The organism is Streptomyces sp. NPDC026246 (genome assembly GCF_055567995.1).
On the sequence record NZ_JBVHPJ010000006.1, the window covers coordinates 55,311 to 73,893 of the forward strand.

Annotated in this window: 17 protein-coding genes; 7 read left to right on the top strand and 10 right to left on the bottom strand. The window is 74.2% G+C overall.

The window, feature by feature from the left end:
- Window positions 1-292: 292 nt before the first annotated feature.
- From ACZ4M5_RS16820 to ACZ4M5_RS16845, 6 genes are all read left to right on the top strand, one after another.
- Window positions 293-1,471 (top strand): serine hydrolase domain-containing protein, encoded by a 1,179-nt coding sequence (locus tag ACZ4M5_RS16820; protein ID WP_467737424.1) that lies wholly within the window; start codon window positions 293-295, stop codon window positions 1,469-1,471.
- A gap of 57 nt (window positions 1,472-1,528) precedes the next feature.
- Complete coding sequence (gene argC / locus ACZ4M5_RS16825; protein WP_467737426.1) at window positions 1,529-2,557, top strand: N-acetyl-gamma-glutamyl-phosphate reductase; 1,029 nt, start codon at window positions 1,529-1,531, stop codon at window positions 2,555-2,557.
- Window positions 2,554-3,705, top strand: a complete 1,152-nt coding sequence (gene argJ / locus ACZ4M5_RS16830) for a bifunctional glutamate N-acetyltransferase/amino-acid acetyltransferase ArgJ (RefSeq protein WP_467737428.1) — start codon at window positions 2,554-2,556, stop codon at window positions 3,703-3,705. Before argC ends, argJ begins: the two co-directional genes overlap by 4 nt.
- Window positions 3,702-4,619 carry an acetylglutamate kinase gene (gene argB / locus ACZ4M5_RS16835; RefSeq protein ID WP_467737430.1) on the top strand — a complete coding sequence of 306 codons (918 nt, stop codon included), beginning with the start codon at window positions 3,702-3,704 and terminating at the stop codon, window positions 4,617-4,619. Before argJ ends, argB begins: the two co-directional genes overlap by 4 nt.
- On the top strand, window positions 4,616-5,833 hold the full coding sequence (locus ACZ4M5_RS16840) for an acetylornithine transaminase (RefSeq protein ID WP_467737432.1): 1,218 nt from the start codon (window positions 4,616-4,618) through the stop codon (window positions 5,831-5,833). The genes argB and ACZ4M5_RS16840 overlap by 4 nt, the downstream gene beginning before the upstream one ends.
- Window positions 5,834-6,184: 351 nt before the next feature.
- On the top strand, window positions 6,185-6,850 hold the full coding sequence (locus ACZ4M5_RS16845; RefSeq protein ID WP_467738019.1) for an LmbU family transcriptional regulator: 666 nt from the start codon (window positions 6,185-6,187) through the stop codon (window positions 6,848-6,850).
- A gap of 27 nt (window positions 6,851-6,877) precedes the next feature.
- On the opposite strand, the gene ACZ4M5_RS16850 is transcribed toward ACZ4M5_RS16845, so the two are convergent.
- Window positions 6,878-7,522 carry an FMN-binding negative transcriptional regulator gene (locus tag ACZ4M5_RS16850; RefSeq protein ID WP_467737434.1) on the bottom strand — a complete coding sequence of 215 codons (645 nt, stop codon included), beginning with the start codon at window positions 7,520-7,522 and terminating at the stop codon, window positions 6,878-6,880.
- Between the two features lie 222 nt (window positions 7,523-7,744).
- On the opposite strand from ACZ4M5_RS16850, the gene ACZ4M5_RS16855 reads away from it, so the two are divergent.
- Window positions 7,745-9,094 (top strand): lysine N(6)-hydroxylase/L-ornithine N(5)-oxygenase family protein, encoded by a 1,350-nt coding sequence (locus tag ACZ4M5_RS16855; RefSeq protein ID WP_467737436.1) that lies wholly within the window; start codon window positions 7,745-7,747, stop codon window positions 9,092-9,094.
- Between the two features lie 139 nt (window positions 9,095-9,233).
- Here the strand turns inward: ACZ4M5_RS16855 and ACZ4M5_RS16860 are convergent, their stop codons facing one another.
- The 9 genes from ACZ4M5_RS16860 to ACZ4M5_RS16900 form a co-directional block, all read right to left on the bottom strand.
- Entirely contained in the window at window positions 9,234-9,530 is a 297-nt protein-coding gene (locus ACZ4M5_RS16860; protein WP_467737438.1) for a hypothetical protein, read from the bottom strand.
- Window positions 9,531-9,616: 86 nt separating this feature from the next.
- The gene (locus ACZ4M5_RS16865; RefSeq protein WP_467737440.1) at window positions 9,617-10,072 is read right to left on the bottom strand and encodes a nuclear transport factor 2 family protein; all 456 of its coding nucleotides are present in this window, start codon (window positions 10,070-10,072) and stop codon (window positions 9,617-9,619) included.
- Between the two features lie 39 nt (window positions 10,073-10,111).
- Window positions 10,112-11,062: an aromatase/cyclase gene (locus ACZ4M5_RS16870; RefSeq protein ID WP_467737442.1), complete on the bottom strand. Its 951-nt coding sequence runs from the start codon at window positions 11,060-11,062 to the stop codon at window positions 10,112-10,114.
- A 54-nt stretch (window positions 11,063-11,116) separates the two neighbouring features.
- Window positions 11,117-12,826 (bottom strand): FAD-dependent monooxygenase, encoded by a 1,710-nt coding sequence (locus tag ACZ4M5_RS16875; protein WP_467737444.1) that lies wholly within the window; start codon window positions 12,824-12,826, stop codon window positions 11,117-11,119.
- Entirely contained in the window at window positions 12,826-13,113 is a 288-nt protein-coding gene (locus ACZ4M5_RS16880; protein ID WP_467737446.1) for an antibiotic biosynthesis monooxygenase family protein, read from the bottom strand. The genes ACZ4M5_RS16875 and ACZ4M5_RS16880 overlap by 1 nt, the downstream gene beginning before the upstream one ends.
- 39 nt (window positions 13,114-13,152) lie before the next feature.
- Window positions 13,153-14,739: a class I adenylate-forming enzyme family protein gene (locus tag ACZ4M5_RS16885; protein ID WP_467737448.1), complete on the bottom strand. Its 1,587-nt coding sequence runs from the start codon at window positions 14,737-14,739 to the stop codon at window positions 13,153-13,155.
- 264 nt (window positions 14,740-15,003) lie between these two features.
- The gene (locus ACZ4M5_RS16890; protein WP_467737450.1) at window positions 15,004-15,825 is read right to left on the bottom strand and encodes an AfsR/SARP family transcriptional regulator; all 822 of its coding nucleotides are present in this window, start codon (window positions 15,823-15,825) and stop codon (window positions 15,004-15,006) included.
- Between the two features lie 190 nt (window positions 15,826-16,015).
- Window positions 16,016-16,849, bottom strand: coding sequence for a 4'-phosphopantetheinyl transferase family protein (locus tag ACZ4M5_RS16895; RefSeq protein ID WP_467737452.1), 834 nt, complete (start codon window positions 16,847-16,849; stop codon window positions 16,016-16,018).
- Window positions 16,846-18,579, bottom strand: coding sequence for a beta-ketoacyl [acyl carrier protein] synthase domain-containing protein (locus tag ACZ4M5_RS16900; protein WP_467737454.1), 1,734 nt, complete (start codon window positions 18,577-18,579; stop codon window positions 16,846-16,848). The genes ACZ4M5_RS16895 and ACZ4M5_RS16900 overlap by 4 nt, the downstream gene beginning before the upstream one ends.
- Window positions 18,580-18,583 lie beyond the last annotated feature (4 nt).

The window sequence follows — 18,583 nt, forward strand, 5'->3', positions numbered from 1 at the left end:
TTCCCGAGGTGCGGACGCGAGCGCTCAGCTGCGGCGCACGGCACGGCCGTGGCCGTGCCTCCGCCCCGGCACGACCGGCCCGCCCGCCTGCGCCGCCGCGCCGGTCGGCTTCCACAGGAACGGAGCCGTCCACCGCACAGCCCTGCCGCGCCCACCCGGGCCGTCACGACAGCGGAGCCGCCCGGGTGGGTGCGGGCCCGCGGCGCAGGGCGAGCCACCGGCCCGACATGCACCCGAGCCACGTACGGCCTCGGTCGACGACGCACCACGCACACAACGGGGAGTGGGGAACATGACGATACGGACGAGGCCGAGAGCCGGCCTGGCCGCTCTGGCGGCCATGCTGATCACGGCCACGGCCCTGACGGGCACCGCCCGCGCGGCCCGGGACACGAGCGTCACGGCCGCCGGCCACGAGGAGACCCGGCAGGCCCTGGAGGCGGCCGTCCGGGCCGGGGTCCCCGGTGTCGCCGCCGAGGCGCGGGACGCCGACGGTGTCTGGCGCACGGCGACGGGTGTCGGCGACCTGGGCACGGGCGAGGCCCGCGGCGCCCGGGACCGCTTCCGCGTCGGCAGCATCACCAACACCTTCGTGGCGACGGTCCTGCTGCAGATGGCGGCGGAGAGGAAGCTGTCGCTGGACGACACCGTCGAGCGCCATCTGCCCGGCGTGGTCACGGGCAACGGCAACGACGGCCGCACGATCACCGTGCGCCGGCTCCTCAACCACACCAGCGGCCTGTTCGACTACCTCGCCGAGCCGGCCTACTACCGGAAGTACGTCCTGGGCGAGGGCTTCCTGAAGCACCGCTACGAGCCCTTGACGGCCGGGCAGCGCCTGGACGTGGCGCTGGCCCACCCGCCGCAGTTCGCCCCCGGCGCCCGGCACGCCTTCTCCCACACCAACGACCTGCTGGCGGCGCTGATCGTCGAGAAGGCCGGCGGCACCTCCTACGAGAACGAGGTGCGCCGTCGCATCATCGAGCCGCTGGGGCTGAAGGCGACCTCCCACGCCGGTGCGGGCACCGGCCTGCCCCGGCCGAGCGGACGCGGATACTCCAAGCTGTTCTTCGACACGCAGCCGGACCGGATCGACGACGTCACCGAGTTCCACGGCTCGCAGGTCTGGGGCGACGGCGACATCGTCTCCAGCACCCGCGACCTGAACCGCTTCTTCCGGGCGCTGATGCGCGGCAGGCTGCTGCCGCCGCGCCAGCTCGCGGAGCTCAAGACGACCGTGGTCAACCCCGATCTGCCGATCTCCTCCTACGGGCTCGGCATCGAGCGGCTCGAGATGAGCTGCGGCGAGACGCTCTGGTACCACGACGGGGGCACGGTCGGCTCCCTCACGTTCGTCGCCACCACGGAGGACGGCCGCCACCAGCTGACGTTCAACTACAACGGCGACTGGGAGGTCTCCCAGCTGCTGCCCACCCTGAACGCCGAGTTCTGCGCCACCCGGTCCGGCTGACGCCGTGACACATCCCCCTCGACGTGTGAACGATCTGCCTGCCCCCCAGGAGGGCTCATGACCGTGCGAGCAGCCGTCGCCGGAGCCGGCGGCTATGCGGGAGGCGAACTGCTGCGCCTGCTGCTGGCCCACCCCGGCGTGGAGATCGGCGCGCTGACCGGCCGTTCCGGCGCGGGCCGGCGGCTGGGTGAGCTGCAGCCGCATCTGGCCCCGCTGGCGGGGCGGGAGGTGCTGCCCACCACCGCCGAGACCCTCGCCGGGCACGACGTCGTCTTCCTGGCGCTGCCGCACGGCCGGTCGGCGGAGATCGCGCGCGAACTCGGCGACGACACCCTCGTCATCGACTGCGCCGCGGACTTCCGTCTGGCGGACGCGGCCGACTGGGAGACCTTCTACGGCACCCCGCACGCGGGCACCTGGCCCTACGGTCTGCCCGAACTGCCCGGTGCCCGGGCGGCGCTGGCCGGCTCCCGGCGCATCGCCGTGCCGGGCTGCTACCCCACCGCGGTGCTGCTGGCGCTGTTCCCCGCGTTCGCGGGCGGCCTGGCCGAACCCGAGGCGGTGGTCGTCGCGGCGTCCGGCACGTCAGGTGCCGGGAGGACACCCACGGCGGCTCTGATGGGCAGCGAGGTCATGGGCGCCATGCGGCCCTACGGCGTGGGGGGCGGCCATCGGCACACACCGGAGATGGCGCAGCACCTCGGTGCCGTGGCCGGCCACCGGGTCGCCGTCTCCTTCACGCCGACCCTGGCGCCCATGTCCCGCGGCATCCTCGCCACCTGCTCCGCCGCCGCGCGGCCCGGGGTGGACGCGCGGGACGTGCGGGCGGCGTACGACAAGTCGCTCTCCGGCGAGCCGTTCGTGCGGCTGCTGCCCGAGGGGCAGTGGCCGAGCACCGCGGCCGTGTACGGGTCGAACACCGCGCAGGTCCAGGTGACCCTCGACCCGGCGCTCGGCCGGATCATCGCCATCAGCGCCCTCGACAACCTGACCAAGGGCACCGCGGGCGGGGCCGTGCAGAGCATGAACATCGCCCTGGGCCTGCCCGAGCATCTGGGACTGTCCACGATCGGAGTCGCACCGTGAGCGTCACCGCAGCACGAGGTTTCACCGCGGCGGGCGTCGCCGCCGGCATCAAACCCGACGGAGCCCTGGACACGGCTCTCGTCGTCGGCACCGGGCCGCGTTGCGCGGCGGCGGGCGTGTTCACCGTCAACCGCGTGCAGGCGGCGCCGGTCCGGTGGTCCCGGCAGGTCCTCGCCGACGGCTCGCTGCGCGCGGTCGTGCTCAACTCCGGCGGTGCCAACGCCTGCACCGGGCCACAGGGCTTCCAGGACACGTGTGCCACCGCCGAGCGGGCCGCCGGGCGGCTCGGCCTGGACGCCTCCGAGGTGGCGGTCTGCTCCACGGGCCTGATCGGCGTGCCGCTGCCCATGGACCGGCTGTTGCCCGGCGTCGACGAGGCGGCTCTCCGGTTGTCGGTGTCCGGCGGTGAGGACGCGGCCCGGGCCGTCATGACCACCGACACCGTGCCCAAGACGGCCGCCCTGACCCGGGACGGCTGGACCGTGGGCGGCATGGCCAAGGGTGCCGGGATGCTCGCGCCGGGGCTGGCCACCATGCTGGCCGTGATCACCACGGACGCCGACGTCGAGGCCGGTGTGCTGGACCGGGCGCTGCGGGAGGCCACCCGGGTCACCTTCGACCGGGTCGACTCCGACGGCTGCATGTCCACCAACGACACCGTGCTCCTGCTGGCTTCCGGCGCCTCGGCCGTCACTCCCGCGTACGAGGTGTTCGCGGCGGCCCTGCGCGACGTGTGCGCCGATCTGGCCGCCCAGCTCGTCGGCGACGCCGAGGGCGCGAGCAAGGAGATCCACATCGAGGTCGTGGGTGCCGCCGGCGAGGACGACGCGGTCGAGGCGGGCCGCTCCGTGGCGCGCAACAACCTCCTCAAGTGCGCCGTGCACGGGGAGGACCCCAACTGGGGCCGCGTCCTGTCCGCCGTCGGCACCACCTCGGCCGCCTTCGACCCCGATCGGCTGAGCGTCGCCATCAACGACGTGTGGGTCTGCAAGAACGGCGGGGTCGGCGAGGACCGCGCACGGGTCGACATGAGCGGCCGCACCGTCCGCATCACCGTGGACCTCGCCGCCGGTCCGCACAGCGCCGTGATCCGGACCAACGACCTCACCGCCGACTACGTCCACGAGAACAGCGAGTACTCCTCATGAGCGCTTCACCGCCCGTGCAGCCGGTCCCCTCCTTCGTCGAGGCGCTGCCGTTCATGGCGCGTCATCGCGGCAAGACGGTCGTCATCAAGTTCGGTGGCAACGCCATGGTCGACGACGACCTGAAGTCGGCCTTCGCCATGGACGTGCTGTACCTGCTGCACGCGGGGCTGCGCCCGGTCGTGGTGCACGGCGGCGGCCCGCAGATCAGCGCGCAACTCGGCCGCCTGGGGCTGGAGTCGCGGTTCGAGAACGGGCTGCGGGTCACCACCGAGGAGACCATGGACGTGGTGCGCATGGTGCTCGCCGGGCAGGTGCAGCGCGAACTGGTCGGCCTGCTCAACGTGCACGGTCCGCACGCGGTGGGCCTCACGGGTGAGGACGCCCGTCTGATGACCGCCGTCAAGCGCTATGCCGACAAGGACGGCACGCCCGTCGACATCGGCCGGGTGGGCGAGGTCGCCCGGGTGGACGCCGGGATCGTGCGGGACCTGATCGAGCACGGCCGCATCCCGGTCATCTCCTCCATCGCCCGGCCCGAGGACCCCAAGGACGCCGCCGAGGGCGGGGTGTTCAACGTCAACGCCGACACCGCCGCCGCGGCCGTCGCGGCCGCCCTCGGCGCCGAGATGCTGCTGATCCTCACCGACGTCGGGGGTCTGTACCGGGACTGGCCGCACAGCGACGAGGTGATCGGCCGGCTGACCGCCGGTGAACTGGCCGCGCTGCTGCCGGGGCTGGCGTCCGGGATGATCCCCAAGATGGAGGGCTGCCTGCACGCGGTGAACAACGGGGTGGGCAGCGCCCGCGTCGTCGACGGCCGGGTCGAACACGCCCTGCTCCTGGAGCTGTTCACCGGCGGCACCGGCACCGTCGTCGTCCCCGACGACGCCGGCGCCGAGGGGGCGACGGCATGAGCGGCGGCGCGGCTCCGGGCGGAGCCAACGCGGCGCTGACCCGCCGCTGGCGGGGCGCCCTCATGGACAACTTCGGCACCCCCCGGCTCCCGCTGGTCCGGGGCCGGGGCACCCGGGTGTGGGACGCGGAGGGCAGGGAGTACCTCGACTTCGTCGGCGGCATCGCGGTCAACGCGCTCGGCCACGCGCACCCCGCGGTCGTCCGGGCCGTGGGCGAGCAGATCGCCTCACTCGGGCACGTGTCGAACCTGTTCATCGCCGAGCCGACCGTGCGCCTGGCCGAACGCCTGCTGCGGCTCGCCGGGCGCGAAGGGCGGGTGTACTTCTCCAACTCGGGCGCCGAGGCCACCGAGGCCGCCTTCAAGATCGGCCGGCTGACGGGCCGCCCGCACATGGTCGCCGCCACCGGCGGCTTCCACGGCCGCACGATGGGCGCGCTGGCCCTGACCGGCCAGGAGGCCAAGCAGCGGCCGTTCCGGCCCCTGCCCGGCGACGTCACCCACGTGCCGTACGGGGACGCCGACGCGCTGCGCGCCGCCGTCGGACCACACACCGCGCTGGTGGTGCTGGAGCCCGTCCAGGGCGAGACCGGTGTGATCGTGCCGCCACCGGGTTATCTGCGGGCCGCGCGCGAGATCACCGCGGCGACCGGCACCCTGCTCGTACTGGACGAGATCCAGACCGGCGTCGGCCGTACCGGGCGCTGGTTCGCGGCCGAGGCCGAGGGCGTCGAGGCGGACGTCGTCACCCTGGCCAAGGGCCTGGGCGGCGGGCTGCCGATCGGCGCGACACTCGCCTTCGGCGCCGCCGCGGCCTTGCTGACGCCCGGCACGCACGGCTCCACCTTCAGCGGGAACCCCGTGGTGTGCGCGGCGGCCCTGGCGGTCCTCGACACGATCGAGGAGGCAGGCCTCCTCGGGGCCGTGACCCGTGCCGGCGAGCGGTTGCGGCGGGGCCTGCGGGCGCCGGTCCATCCGCTGGTGCGGGAGGTCCGTGGTGCGGGTCTGCTGCTGGGTGTCGTGCTCGGTGACGGCGTCGCGGCGCGGGTGCAGCGCGCGGCGCAGGACCGGGGCCTGCTGGTGAACGCGGTGGCACCGGACGTCATCCGGCTCGCGCCGCCGCTGACCGTGACCGACGGTGAGGTGGACGCCTGCGCCGACGGCCTCCGGGCAGCGCTGTCCGACGTTCTCGAGGAGACCCCGACCGCGGCTTGAGGACGGCCCGAACGGCATCCGAGCCGGGCACGGTCCCGCACGCCGGGACCGTGCCCGGCACGTCGCCGTCCGGCCCCCGGACCGGCCCTGTGCAGGGCTGATGAGAGGAACGGCACGGGCGCGGCGCCCCTGCCACAGAGACATCCGGGTGTGCAACCGTTCGAGTGCCGCTCCAGCCAAGGAGGCGAGAATTCTGGCCAGTCGAGTGCACCTTCCCCTGGAGGCATGATGACGCGTCAGGCCGGTCGGACCGCCCCGCAGCCGCACAGCGGCCAGGCAACCGCCCTCCCGCCCCGGCAGCCGCGAACAGCGGCGGCCGGGCCGCGCGGGGGCCAGGTGCTGACGACCAAGGTGGGCCTGCAGATGCCTTCCCGCATGGCCTACGAGGAGTGGGAGCGGGCCGGACGCCAGCTCGCCGACGTCCTCGATTCGTCCTCCTGGTGGCTGGGCGACTGGCTGGTCTACGGCAAGGACCACTACACCGACCGCTACCAGCGCGGCATCCGCACCGCCGGGCTGTCGTACCAGACCCTGCGCAACTACGCCTGGGTGTCCCGGCGTTTCGAGCTCGGCCGGCGCCGGGCCGCCCTGAGCTTCCAGCACCACGCGGAGCTGGCCTCCCTGACGGTCGAGGAGCAGGACCGGTGGCTGGACCGTGCCGAGCGGGAACAGTGGACCACGCGGCAGTTGCGCACCGCCGTCCGCGCCGAGCGCCACGGCGGTCGGCGGCCGGACGGGTCCGCCGAGCCGATCCGGCGCCTGGAGGTGCGCGGCAGCCGGCTCCAGCGCTGGCACGCCGCCGCCGAGCAGCTCGGTGTCGACTTCGAGCAGTGGGTGACGACCGCGCTGGACAGCGCCGCCGCGAGCACCCTCGAGGACCTCGGCGTCCTCGAGGAGCGCGTGGAGCGCGTGGAGCGTGTCGGGCCCTCGGGCGTGCAGGTCCTGCGCGCGCCGGCCGCCGGCGGCTCCGCCGACGGGTGTGCGGGGCGGACCCGGCCGGTGGCCGTCGGCGCCTGAGCCCCGGGCATCCGGGACCGCGGCGCGTCAGGGCAGCCGGCTCATGAGCTCGGCGGTCTGCCGCTTGTGGGTGCACCCGCTCTGCCCGAAGGACTCCCGTACCCGCTCGCGCACGTCGCCCGGCTGCTCCTGACTGAGTTTGAACATGCCGTCGGCGCCGGTCACCGTGAAGCGGAAGGCCCCCACGGCGGGCACGATCTTGCGGAAGTAGCCGAGCGAGCCGGTCATGTCCCAGCCGTCGCCGAACGCCCCCTCGAAGGCGCGCACGGTGGACTGCACCACGCCCAGCGTCTCCTCGGTCGTCGTGATCTTCTCCACCGCGCCGCGGACGTGCACCGCGGTGAAGTTCCAGGTGGGGGCGGCCAGCGTCTTCCGGTACACCGTCGGTGAGACGTAGGAGTGCGGGCCGGTGAACGTCAGCAGCAGCACGCCGCCGTCGTCCAGCGCCGCCCAGTGCGGGTTGGCCCGGTTCATGTGGCCGAGCAGCGTGGCGCCCCGCAGGTCGCCGGACCAGTCGGCCGACGTCTCGGGGTCGAAGATGACGGGCAGGTGCGTGGCGAACGGGCCGTCGCCGGGACCGCCGTTGGACACGGCGAGTGCCAGGGGGTTGTTGCGGACCAGGTCCACCATCCATGAACTGCCCGGTTCGCGGTAGAAGTCGGGAACGAACATCCGGAGCCACCCTTTCCTGAAAGGCTTCTTCCGTCGGATTTCGAGAATCCGGGCCGACCGTAACGATGTCCCGCCGGCAGGACAACGCTTCCGAAAGCGCCGCCGCTCCAGCGAGACTCGAGCCGTCCTCCAGTTGCCTTCGAGATGTCGCCCGAGCCACACTGCACAGCGATGCCTCGGGCCGCCGGCCGAGTTTTCCAGACGCAATCGGGAGAATTTTCTATGGGCATAACGGGTAGCCGTGACCAAGAGATCTACGACCTGGTCGGAATCGGGTTCGGCCCGTCCAACCTGTCGCTCGCGATCGCCCTGGAGGAGCACGGGGCGAGCGCTCCGCAACAGCCCGTCCGCTTCCATTTCTTCGAACGCCAGCCGTCATTCGGCTGGCACCGGAACATGCTGCTGCCGTCGACGACGATGCAGATTTCGTTCCTCAAGGATCTGGCCACCTTCCGGAACCCGCTGTCCCGGTTCAGTTTCGTCTCCTATCTGCACGCCCAGAACCGGCTCGTGCAGTTCGTGAACAACCAGGACTTCTATCCGACCCGCCAGGAATTCCACCAGTACCTGGAGTGGGCGGCCGACGCGTTCTGCGACCGGGTCGACTACGGCACCGAGGTCACCTCGATCCGTCCGGTCGCCGACGGGTCGGCAGCGCCCGAACTGCTGCGCGTCGAGGTGCGCACCGGCGACGGCGCGACCCGCACGGTCACCGCGCGCAACGTGGTCGTCTCCACGGGCCTGGTGCCGCGCCTGCCGCAGGGCGTGACGGCCGACGACCGGGTCTGGCACAGCTCGGAGTTCCTCGGCAGGTTCCGCGCGCACGACCCCCGGGACCTCAACAGCGTGGCGGTGGTCGGGGCCGGCCAGAGCGCGGCCGAGATCGCCCGGTTCCTCCACGACGAGCTGCCGCACGCCGAGGTCAGCGCGATCATCCCCTCGTACGGCTACTCCGTCGCCGACGACACCCCCTTCGCCAACCAGGTGTTCGACCCCGGCGCGGTGGACGCGTACTACTTCGGCACCGAGCAGGGTCGCGAGGCGTTCTGGCGCTACCACCGCAACACCAACTACTCGGTGGTCGACGCCGACGTCATCCGGGCCCTGTACCAGCGGGTGTACGACGAGGAGGTGCGCGGTGTGCGGCGGCTGCACGTCCGCAACCTGACCCGGGTGTCGGAGGTGAAGCGGCGCGAGAACGAGACCAGGGTGACGCTGTGCTCGGTGCTGGACGAGCACACCGAGGAACTCGCCGTGGACGCGCTCGTGTTCGCCAGCGGTTACGACGGTCTGGACCCGGCCCGTCTGCTCGGTGACTTCGACCGGCACTTCCTGCGTGACGCGTCCGGCCGGCACCGGGTGGAGCGTGACTACCGCCTCGTCTCCTCCTCGGCTCTGGCGTGCGGCGTCTATCTGCAGGGCGGGACCGAGCACACCCACGGCCTGTCGTCGGCGCTGCTGTCGAACATCGCGGTGCGCAGCGGGGAGATCGCCGATTCGGTCGTCCTGCGGCGCGCGGAGCGGGAACTGGGGCACAGCCAGCCACTGGAGGAAGCGTCCCCGGTCGCGTGAGACGGACGACAGTGTCGTACGCGGCGGCTCCGGTGCTGATCACAGCGCCGGGGCCGCGCTCGTCCCCGGCGGCGGCCGGTCCGCGTGCCCGGGGCGTCGCGCGGGGACCGGTGTCAACTCATCGACGTGTCGGCCGAGTTCACCGCTCCGTCGCGACGTCGTCGCCGCCGGGCGGGGGCTCGGTGCCGTACACCGCGAGGAACGCGGTCAGGGCGCACACGCCCGCGTCCGCGCCGAGGGCGGCCAGCGGCACGTCCCGTCCGAGCCGACGCACCAGCATGCGGTGCGCCCGCAGCGCGGCGGCCGCCAGTTCGCCCGCCGGGCGCGGGCCGCGGCCGGTGCCCTGACCGGTCATCGCCAGCGCCTCCGCCCTCGCCCCGGAGGCGATCGGGTCCGTGCCCGGGTGCGCTGCCCGGTGTGTTCCGACGTCCGGCATGGCTGCCTCCTCGCTGTCCGCTGTCGCTGTACACAGTTCCGGTACGTGCCCGCTCCCGTGACCGGGGTGCGGTGGGTGCGTGCGGTTCAGTCCAGGTCGTCACGGGTCACCCGGCGGTGCGCGATGCGCCAGCGGCTGCCGGCGCGCACCAGGACGTCCTCCACGACGCACACCGCCAGCACGCGGGACGCGCCGCCGGGCGCGGTGACGTACGCCAGGGCCGAGCAGCGGGTGTGCAGCGACCCGTCGGCCCGGGGCCGTACGTCGAGCCTGCCGACGAAGTGGTCCAGGCGTCCGCCGGCCCGTCGCTGCCGTTGCGCCCCGGCGCGCGCCCAGCGGCACAGCTCGGCGCGCGCGGGCGCCGGGCCGGGGCGGCCGGGCAGTTCGAGGACGGCGTCCTCGGTGAAGGTGTCCGCCCAGCGCTCGGTGTCGTGCGTGTCGAGGATCCGCATCTCGCGGTGGTAGAAGTGCTGCGCCTGCGCGTACAGGGCGGCGAAGCGGCGCTCGGGGAAGGTGGCGGTGTCTGTCAGCTCGACGGTCATGGCGTGCTGCCTCCGCGTGGGTCTCGGCTCCGGCCGCTCTCACCCCTGCCGGGTCAGCCGTTCGGCGTGCTGCCTGGCCAGGTGGAGGGTCGCGGTGGAGTTGCGCCCGAGGGCCTCGCGCACGTGGCGGCGGGCCTGTGCGAGGTCCGCGCCCTGGCCCAGGACCCGTTCCACGGCCTCCTCGCGCAGCACGACGCTGTGCTGTGCGACGGCCGTCACCCCGTCCGCGTCGGGGACGATGTTCCACTCCCCCGTGTGCGCTGCCATCAGTGCGGGCGTGGCGGTCTGCTTGTAGACGATGCGCCCGGCGTGCGGGAAACAGATGCGCACCGACTCGGTGGTGTGCGCGGCCCCGTCCGCCGTCAGGGTGTCCATCGACATGAGCTGCACCCCGGGGACGTCCTCGGTCACCTCCAGCCGTCGCACGTGCGGCACCAGCGCCGGCCACTGGTCGACCCGGTGGAGGAAGTCGTAGACGTGCTCGGCCGGCGCCTCGATGCGCACGGCGTCCTCGAAGGACAGCAGCAGGTCGTCCAGGAGCCGCCACCGCTCGGCGAGCGAGCCGATGCTCGCCATCTGCGCCTCGGCGTTGGCGGCGAGGCGCTGTTCCACCCAGGCCGCGTCGCCGGGGGCGTGCACGGTGTAGTCGTGGCGCAGCGTCAGCAGGCTGGACTGGTCCGGCCGTTCCTCGACGATCCACAGCCCGTTCATCGCCGTCACCGGGAGCTGGGGGTGGGTCTGCCGGAACTCCACGCTCCGCGTCCCGGGGTCCAGGGCGCGCTCGGAGATCCACGACCTGACCCGGCCGTCGGCCGTCGCCCACATCCGCAGCCGTTCGGCGGCGCCGTCGAACTCCAGCCGCTCGACGTGCACGTTCTCGGGGAAGAACAACGGCCACTGCCGCGCGTCCGCGATCAGCCCGTAGACGACCCCGGCCGGGGCGTCCACCTGGGCCGAGTGCGAGGTGCGGTGCATCTGCTCAGCCGACACCTTCGGTACCTCTTCTCTTCGTGTCCTTCGAGTACTTCGGCGCGAGGGCGGGGGTCAGGACGCGGCCGGTCCGCCGCGCACGCCGAGGGTCCGGACCGTGGCGGGGACGGGGTGCCGGGCGTCGGGACCGAGCGGGGCCAGCGCCCGGTCCAGCGCGGCCCGGGTGAGGTGCTCGCCGCGTGCCGCGACGTAGCCGTCGGGGCGTACCAGCAGCCAGGAGCCCGGCGCGAGGCCGAGCGCGGACCGCAGCCGGGCGTCGGGATCGGCCAGCGGGGCGGGTCCGTCGGTGCGGCTCCCGGTCACCGTCCGCACCGACAGCCACGCGCCGTACCGGACGGCCGCGTCGAGGCTCACGGCGGCGCTCCCGTCGTCCGCTCCGGGGCCGCCCGCGACGTGCAGCAGCGTCCAGCGCGGGTCGCGCAGTTCCTCGCGCAGGGCACGGCAGCCCGGCGAGGAGGGGTGGTGCACCTCGGCGTCGGTGACGCGCCGGCCGGGCGCGGGCCCGGGGGCCGGGACGGTCGCGGACGGCGCCGCGTTGCCGGTGCCCGTCAGGTGCCGGCGCTGCGCGGCGGTGGTCAGACGGGAGCCGGGGTACGCGATGCGCAGGCCGGACATGCCGCCCAGGACCTTGCGCTGGACGGCGCGGCGCAGCGCGGGCACGGAGCGCACGACACCGAGGACGACGGGCAGCGCGGCCGACGCGCACAGGTTCTTCAGCTGGACGAGGAAGGTCGCGGTCCGGGTGGAGCCCAGCAGGGCCTCACCGATCGGCACCCGTTCCTCGCTGTAGGTGTCCAGCAGGCCGCGGCCGGCGTGGCCGTGGTCGACCTGGGCGAGTTTCCAGGCGAGGTTGTACGCCTCCTGCACCCCCGTGTTCATCCCCTGCCCGGAAGCGGGGCTGTGCACGTGGGCGGCGTCGCCCGCGACGAACACGCGGCCGTCCTGCATCCGCCGGACCATGCGCTGCTGGAAGGTGAACACGGACGTCCACTCGGGCTCGCCGACCCGGACCGCGCGCCCCAGGCCCTTGGACAGCTTCGCCGCGAGGTGTGCGGTGCCGCCCTCGGGCACGGGTGCGGTGTCCAGCAGCCGCCAGTGCCCGTCGCGGGCGTAGGGCACCATCATCAGGGCGTGCCCGCCGGTGTGGGTCCAGTAGATCGTGTCGGGCGGCAGGTCGCTCGCCACGGGTGCGTCGGCGAGCATCCACGTCTCGCTGGACTCGCCGACCAGTTCCAGGCCGAGTTGTTTGCGCACGGTGCTGTGGCCGCCGTCGCAACCGACCAGCCACGAGGTCCGCACGCTCTCGTGCGCGCCGTCGGCCCGGCGCAGGCGGACGCTCACCCCGTCCTCGTCCTGCTCGAAGCCGGTCAGCCGCACACCCCACTCGATGGTGACGCCGAGGCGGGCGACGGCCCGGCGCAGGACGGCCTCGGTGTCGGTCTGCGGGACGATCAGGGTGTACGGGTAGGACGTCGGCATCGTCGCGTAGTCGGCCTCCAGCCGCACCAGGCGCCGTCCGCCGGAGTACATCGTGAAGGCGCGGTTGCGCCGCCCCCGCGCCAGCAGGTCGTCGACCAGGCCCATCTGCGCGAACGTCTCCAGGGTCCGGGGATGCACGGCCACGGCCCGGCTGGTCGGCGCGGGCCCGGGTGCGGCGTCGACCAGCCGTACCGGCACGCCCCTGCGGGCGAGTTCGTGCGCGGCGGTCAGGCCGACGGGACCCGCGCCGGCGACGAGGGCCCGCGGCCGGTCACGGCCGGGCATCAGGCACTCTCCTCGACGATCTCGTACAGGGCCGGGTCGGGGGTGGCCAGCGGGCCGAGGCCCTTGACCAGGGACTGGAACTCCTCGCTGCGCACGGCCCTGCGGTGGGCCCCGGCGTCCTTCCACACGGCGAGTTCGAGGAAGACGTTGGGCTCACCGGCGTGACGCAGCGTCAGGTGGCTGACGTAGCCGGGCTGGGCGGACATGTAGGAGGTGAGCCGGCCCTTGACGGCGAGGAAGGCGTCGATGTCGCCGTGCACGGTCAGCTTGTTGACGAAGGTCACCATGGTCTGCTCCTCGGGGAGGGGGTGGGGCGATGGCCGGGATCAGCAGCTGGCCTGCTGCGCGAGCCTGCGGCGCACCAGGCGCCGGGCGGGCTTTCCGTTGGGGGTGCGGGGCACGGCGTCGAGCGCCTCGGTCAGGCGGATCCGCTCGTAGTGGGCGAGGTGCTCGTTGGCACGGGCGGTGACCGAGTCGAGGACGTCGAGGACCTCGTGGGTGTCGCCGGATCCGGGGGTGTCGCGGAGCACGACGCCCGCCCAGACGAGCCCGCCGTGGATGTCGTCGGGCCAGTCGGCGACCAGGCAGTCGGCGACCCGTGGATCGGTGGCGAGGATCTCCTCGATCCGGCTGGGCGAGACGATCTCGTTGTCGTACTTGAAGATGTCGTCGGCCCGGTCGACCAGCCGCAGCGCTCCGTCACCGTCGACGTAGCCGATGTCGCCGGTGGAGAACCAGCCGTCCGCGTCGGTGCGGACGGGGGTGTCCTCACCGAGGTAGCCGGCCATCAACTGCGGCCCCTGGACCTGGACCTCCCCGGTGGACCAGACGTCGACCGGGCGGCGGGTGGCCGGGTCGACCAGGCGGCACCGGGTTCCGGGCACCGGGACGCCGACCGCTCCGGGCCGGTCCAGGCCGGGCCGCTGGCAGTGGGTGAGCGGGGACAGCTCGGCCATGCCGTAGCCCTGGATCACCGGTACCCGCAGCAGGTCGCGCAGGGTGGCGGCGGCGTCGGGGCGCAGCCGCGAGCCGCCCGAGAGGACGGCGGTGAGCCGGGAGCCGCCCCGGGCCTGCGGCGGCGTGCCGGGCAGGCGGTCGTCGGCGGCCAGGGCGTGCAGTCGGGCGGGCATCCCGTAGTAGTGGGTGGCGCCGGTGCCCGCGGCCACGGCCAGCGAGACCAGCGGGTCGGGGTCGGCGCACAGCACCTGGCAGGCGCCCGCGGACAGGGCCGAGTTGAGGTGCATCACGTGGTACAGCGGCAGGTGGTTCACGGTGACCGAGTCGCTGCCCAGCAGGTGGGCGAGCGCGGTCTGCCGCGCGTTGGCGACCACGTTGCGGTGGGTGAGCCGCACTCCCTTGGGGCGACCGGTGGTTCCCGTGGTGAACTGCACGCAGGCGACGTCGTCCAGGTCGGCGGGCGCCCGGCCGCTGAGGGCGGGCGCCTCCTCCGCGGCGGTGTGCAGTCCCACACAGCCGGGCGGCACCAGTGCCGCCGGGGAGTCCGTCACGGCGATGGTGCCGAGCGAGGGCAGCAGGCGCCGCATCTTGGCCAGCGAGCCCGCGGTCGCCGCCGGGACCAGCGCCAGCTCGGCGCCGGAGGCGGCGCACACGTGCCGCAGTCCGTCCTCCCCCATCAGGGGATTGACGAGGACCACCGTCGCGCCGGCGCCGATCACGCCGTAGTAGGCGGCGGCGAAGACGGGGTCGAGGACGTTGGCCACGGCGACCCGGGCGCCGGGCCGGCCGCCGGTGGCCCGCGCCACGAACCCGGCGATCCGCCCGGCCCGGGCGGCCAGTTCGCCGAAGGTCACGGCCTCGTGGGCGGTGCGCAGGGCGAGGTGGTGCGGATGACGCTCGGCTGCCGTGCGCAGCAGCCCGTCCACCGGAAGCTCGGGGTAGGTGAAGTCGGGCACGGCTCGTTCTCCTCCGGGGCTCGGCGGGGGCGGCGCGTGCACCGCTCGGCACCACACACGTTCTGCCGAAGCACTTGAGGAATGTTCGAAGAGCGCTCGATCCGTGCCGGGGACCGCTGGTCCGAAAGACCGATCGGGACCACGGGCCCCCGGCCATCGGCCGGCCCCATCCGACGCCGGACCCGCGCCCGTCCTGCGGATCCGGCGTCCCCGGGGCCCGCACCGCGGTGCCGGGCCGCGCCCGGGGTCAGGCCGCGCCCGGGGTCAGGCGGCGAACAGGTTGAAGGTGGAGGTGCGGCGCTCTCCGCAGACCTGGTCGAGCGCCGGGTCGACGGTGAGCATCGCCTGGTGCAGCCGCTGCAGCTGCGGCGAGGGCTCGACGCCCAGTTCCTCGATCAGGCGGCCGCGCAGCCGGCGGTAGACGTCCAGCGCGGTGGCCTGCCGGCCCGAGCGGTACAGCGCCACCATGGCCTGCGAGTGCAGACCCTCGTGCTGCGGATGACGGGCCACCAGGTCCGTCAGCTCCGCGATGAGTTCGGCGTGCCGGCCGAGCCGGAGGTCGGCGTCGATACGGCGTTCCACGGTGCCCAGGCGGCTCTCCTCGAGCCGCAGCACCTCGATCTCCAGGATCGGCCCCACCCGGACGTCCACCAGCGCCGGTCCCTGCCACATGGCCAGCGCGTCCCGGAACAGCCCGGCGGCCCGCGCGTCGTCGCCGTCCTCGAACGCGCTCTGACCGGCCGTCGCCAGTTGCTCGTAGCGGTGCACGTCGACGCTCTCGGGCGGGATCTGGAGCAGGTACCCGCCGTGCCGGGTGGCCAGCACCTCCTTGGCGGTGCCCGGGGCGTCCGGCCCCATGGCGGTACCGAGGCGGCGGCGCAGTTGCAGGATGTACGTCTGCATGGTCGTCATGGCGCTCTGGGGCATGTCGGTGCCCCAGATCTCCTCCATGAGCGTGGGCACGGTCATGACTCTGCCCGGGTAGAAGGCGAGCAGGGCGAGGAGCTGCCTCGGCTTGCCCGCGGTCGGGACGATCGACATCCCGTTGACGTCGGCGCTCAATGGACCCAGAACCTGTATCTCCACAGTTTCCTCCCCGTACCGGTTGAGTGGGTGGTTCCACTCGTGGCTGGAAGCCGTCGGCCGTGTAGCACGCTAGCCGTGTTCGGGGGGCACCCCCCGTAATCTCCACCCGCGTTCGAGCGACCTTCCACAGGTGGCCTTCCGACCTGGGGCCGGCCCGTTCGAACAGCCGGGCGCGACCCTCGGCCGTCTCTCACACCGGTACGGCCACGGGCCCGGGCAGGGGCACCAGCCGCGGCGCGGCGCGGCCCCAGGGGAAGCCGTGGTGGAGCTGGAGGGCGGGCGGCGCCCCGGGGCCGGCCAGCACGGCCACGGCGGCCACCACGTCGGGCACCGGCTCCAGTTCCACGAATCGCCACCAGCGTTCGTGGTCGTTGCCGGGCGGCCGGAATCCGGTCACCCCGCGGTCCTCGGCGAGCGTGAAGGAGAACGAGTCGAAGGGCAGCCCGAGGCCCAGTCCGCGCGCCTTGGAGTACGCCTCCTTCAGGGTCCACAACCGCAGTGCCCTCCGGTCGCGCGGCCGGCCCGGCGCGGCCCGGGCCACCCAGTGGCGCTCCTCCGCGGCGAAGGTCTCCACGATGGTGTCCAGGCCCTTGTCGCCCCGGTCGAGCCGCTCCACGTCGACGCCGATGCGGTGGCGCCGCACCACGCCGACCAGGTTGTGGCCCCGGGAGTGGGAGAGGTTGAAGTCCAGTTCACGTCCGCCCCGGGGCAGTCCCTCCGGCGGCTTCTGCAGGAACGGCCGGCCGCGCGAGGAGCGCCAGATCACCGCCTCGGGCTCCGGCACCCCGCTCTCCAGTGCCAGCACCCGCCGGACGAGGGTGTGGGCGACGAGGTACTGCCGCCGGTCCCGCTCGAAGAGAAACCTTCCTGCAATCTCCTGTTCGTGCTCGTCCAGCCAGTGCGTGGCCAGGGTGGCAGCGATGCCGGGGGCCAGTTCCTCGTTGGGGCAGAACCACAGCTTCACCGTCTCGTCCGGCCCCGGCAGGTCAGGGGGGTGCTGCGACGCCATGGGGGCGGGGGTCATCCGGTGCGCTCCCCCGCCGCGTCCAGCCACAGGGCCCGCCGCAGGAACACCGACGGCGGGGGCACCGCCGGCCCGCCCGCGGCCGTGCCCTCAAGCGCGGCCCAGTCGGGGTCGACGCCGCTCAGCCACAGCCGGGTGAGCTGCTCGATCCGCCCGCTGCGCCACAGCGCCGCCAGGTAGTCACGGGTCTCGGGGGCCCGACCCAGGTGCAGTGGATCGGCGCCGTCGCGCAGATCGGCATGGCGCAGGTTCCCGCCGGCCTCGCCGGTGTCGGCGAACGGGCGGAGCGCGGCGAGCAGTTCGGGCACGTCGGCGGCCAGGACCGCGATCCGGCAGGGCAGGGCGGCCCGCCCGGCCCGCAGGTGCCGCGCGACCTGGGCGAGCAGCGGGGCGCCGGCGTCCTGCCCGTGTGACTCCAGCCAGTCGGCCAGCCGGGCGGCGCCGGCCACGAGGTGTGCCGGGGTGGGCGCGGACAGCAGGACGAGCTGCTCCGTGCCGTCCGCCTCGGCCGTCGCCGCGGCGGGCGTGGGCAGGAACTCCTCGACGACCGCCCCGGCGGCGAGCCCGTGTCCGTCCTCCACGTCGACCGCGGCGGCGCGCGGCAGGTCGCGCCCGTACTCGTCCCGGGCCCGCTGCCACGGCACCGGCTCCTCCCCCGGCCGGGCCGGGGCGATCACCCCGTGCCGCGCCTGGAGCGCGGCGGCGGTCAGGCCCGCGATGCCCAGGGCCGCGCCGGCGTCACCGACCTGCCGCGCGAGCGTGTCGCGGGTGACGCGCAGCCGGAAGCCACCGGCCCCGCGGGGGATGTCGGCACCCGTGGGGTGGCGGGGGGCGGCGGGCCGGTAGCCGCTGAAGGTGTCGCGGACGACGGCGTGCACCCGGTCCCCGTCGCGCAGCGCCCGGTCGAGCCGCTTGAGCACCACGGCGCCCACTCCCTCCCCGGCGCCGTCACCGGCCCGCGAGGGATGCAGCAGCAGTTCGGCGCCCCCGGCCACGGCCGCGGCGCACTCGCCGCGCTCCAGCGACGCGACCGCCAGGTGGACGGCGGTGAGGGCCGAGCAGGCGCCGGTGTCGACGGCTTGCCCGGGCCCGCTCAGGCCCAGCAACGCCGCGAGTCTGCCGGGCAGGCTCCCGTGGGAGCCGGGCATCTCGCGCAGACCGCGCCCCCAGCCCTCGGCGGCGAGCAGCGCGTAGTCGGCGGAGCCGACGCCGGCGAAGAAGCCGACCGCCCGCGGCACGCCGCCGGGGCCGGTCAGGGCGTCCAGCCGGGCCCCGGTGCAGCCCGCGTCCTCCAGGGCCAGCCAGGCGCTCTCCAGCAGCAGCCGGGCCTGGGGGTCGAGCAGGGCGCCCTCGCGGGAGGTCAGGCCGAAGAACCCGGCGTCGAACTGCGTGACGCCGTCCAGGAAGTGGCCGCGCTGCCCCGGCGCGAGCACGGGCGGGCCGGGCCGGTCGGCGGGTACGCCGCCGGCGGTGTCGCGGCCGGCGCTCAGGTTCTCGAACAAGGCCTGCGGGTCGTCGGCCAGGGGATAGCGCCCGGCGAGGCCGACGACGGCGTACCGGCCGTCCGTGACGGGCGGGCCGTGGGACGCCGGCACGTCGGTGCGCGGCCGCTCGGGCGGCTTCCCGGCCGCCGCGGGCGTCGGTACCGCCGCGCCGCCGAGCAGCCGGGTGGCCTGCGCACGGTCCAGCGTGCCGGCCTTGAAGCGGGTGAGTATCTCGCGTTCGTCCATGGGT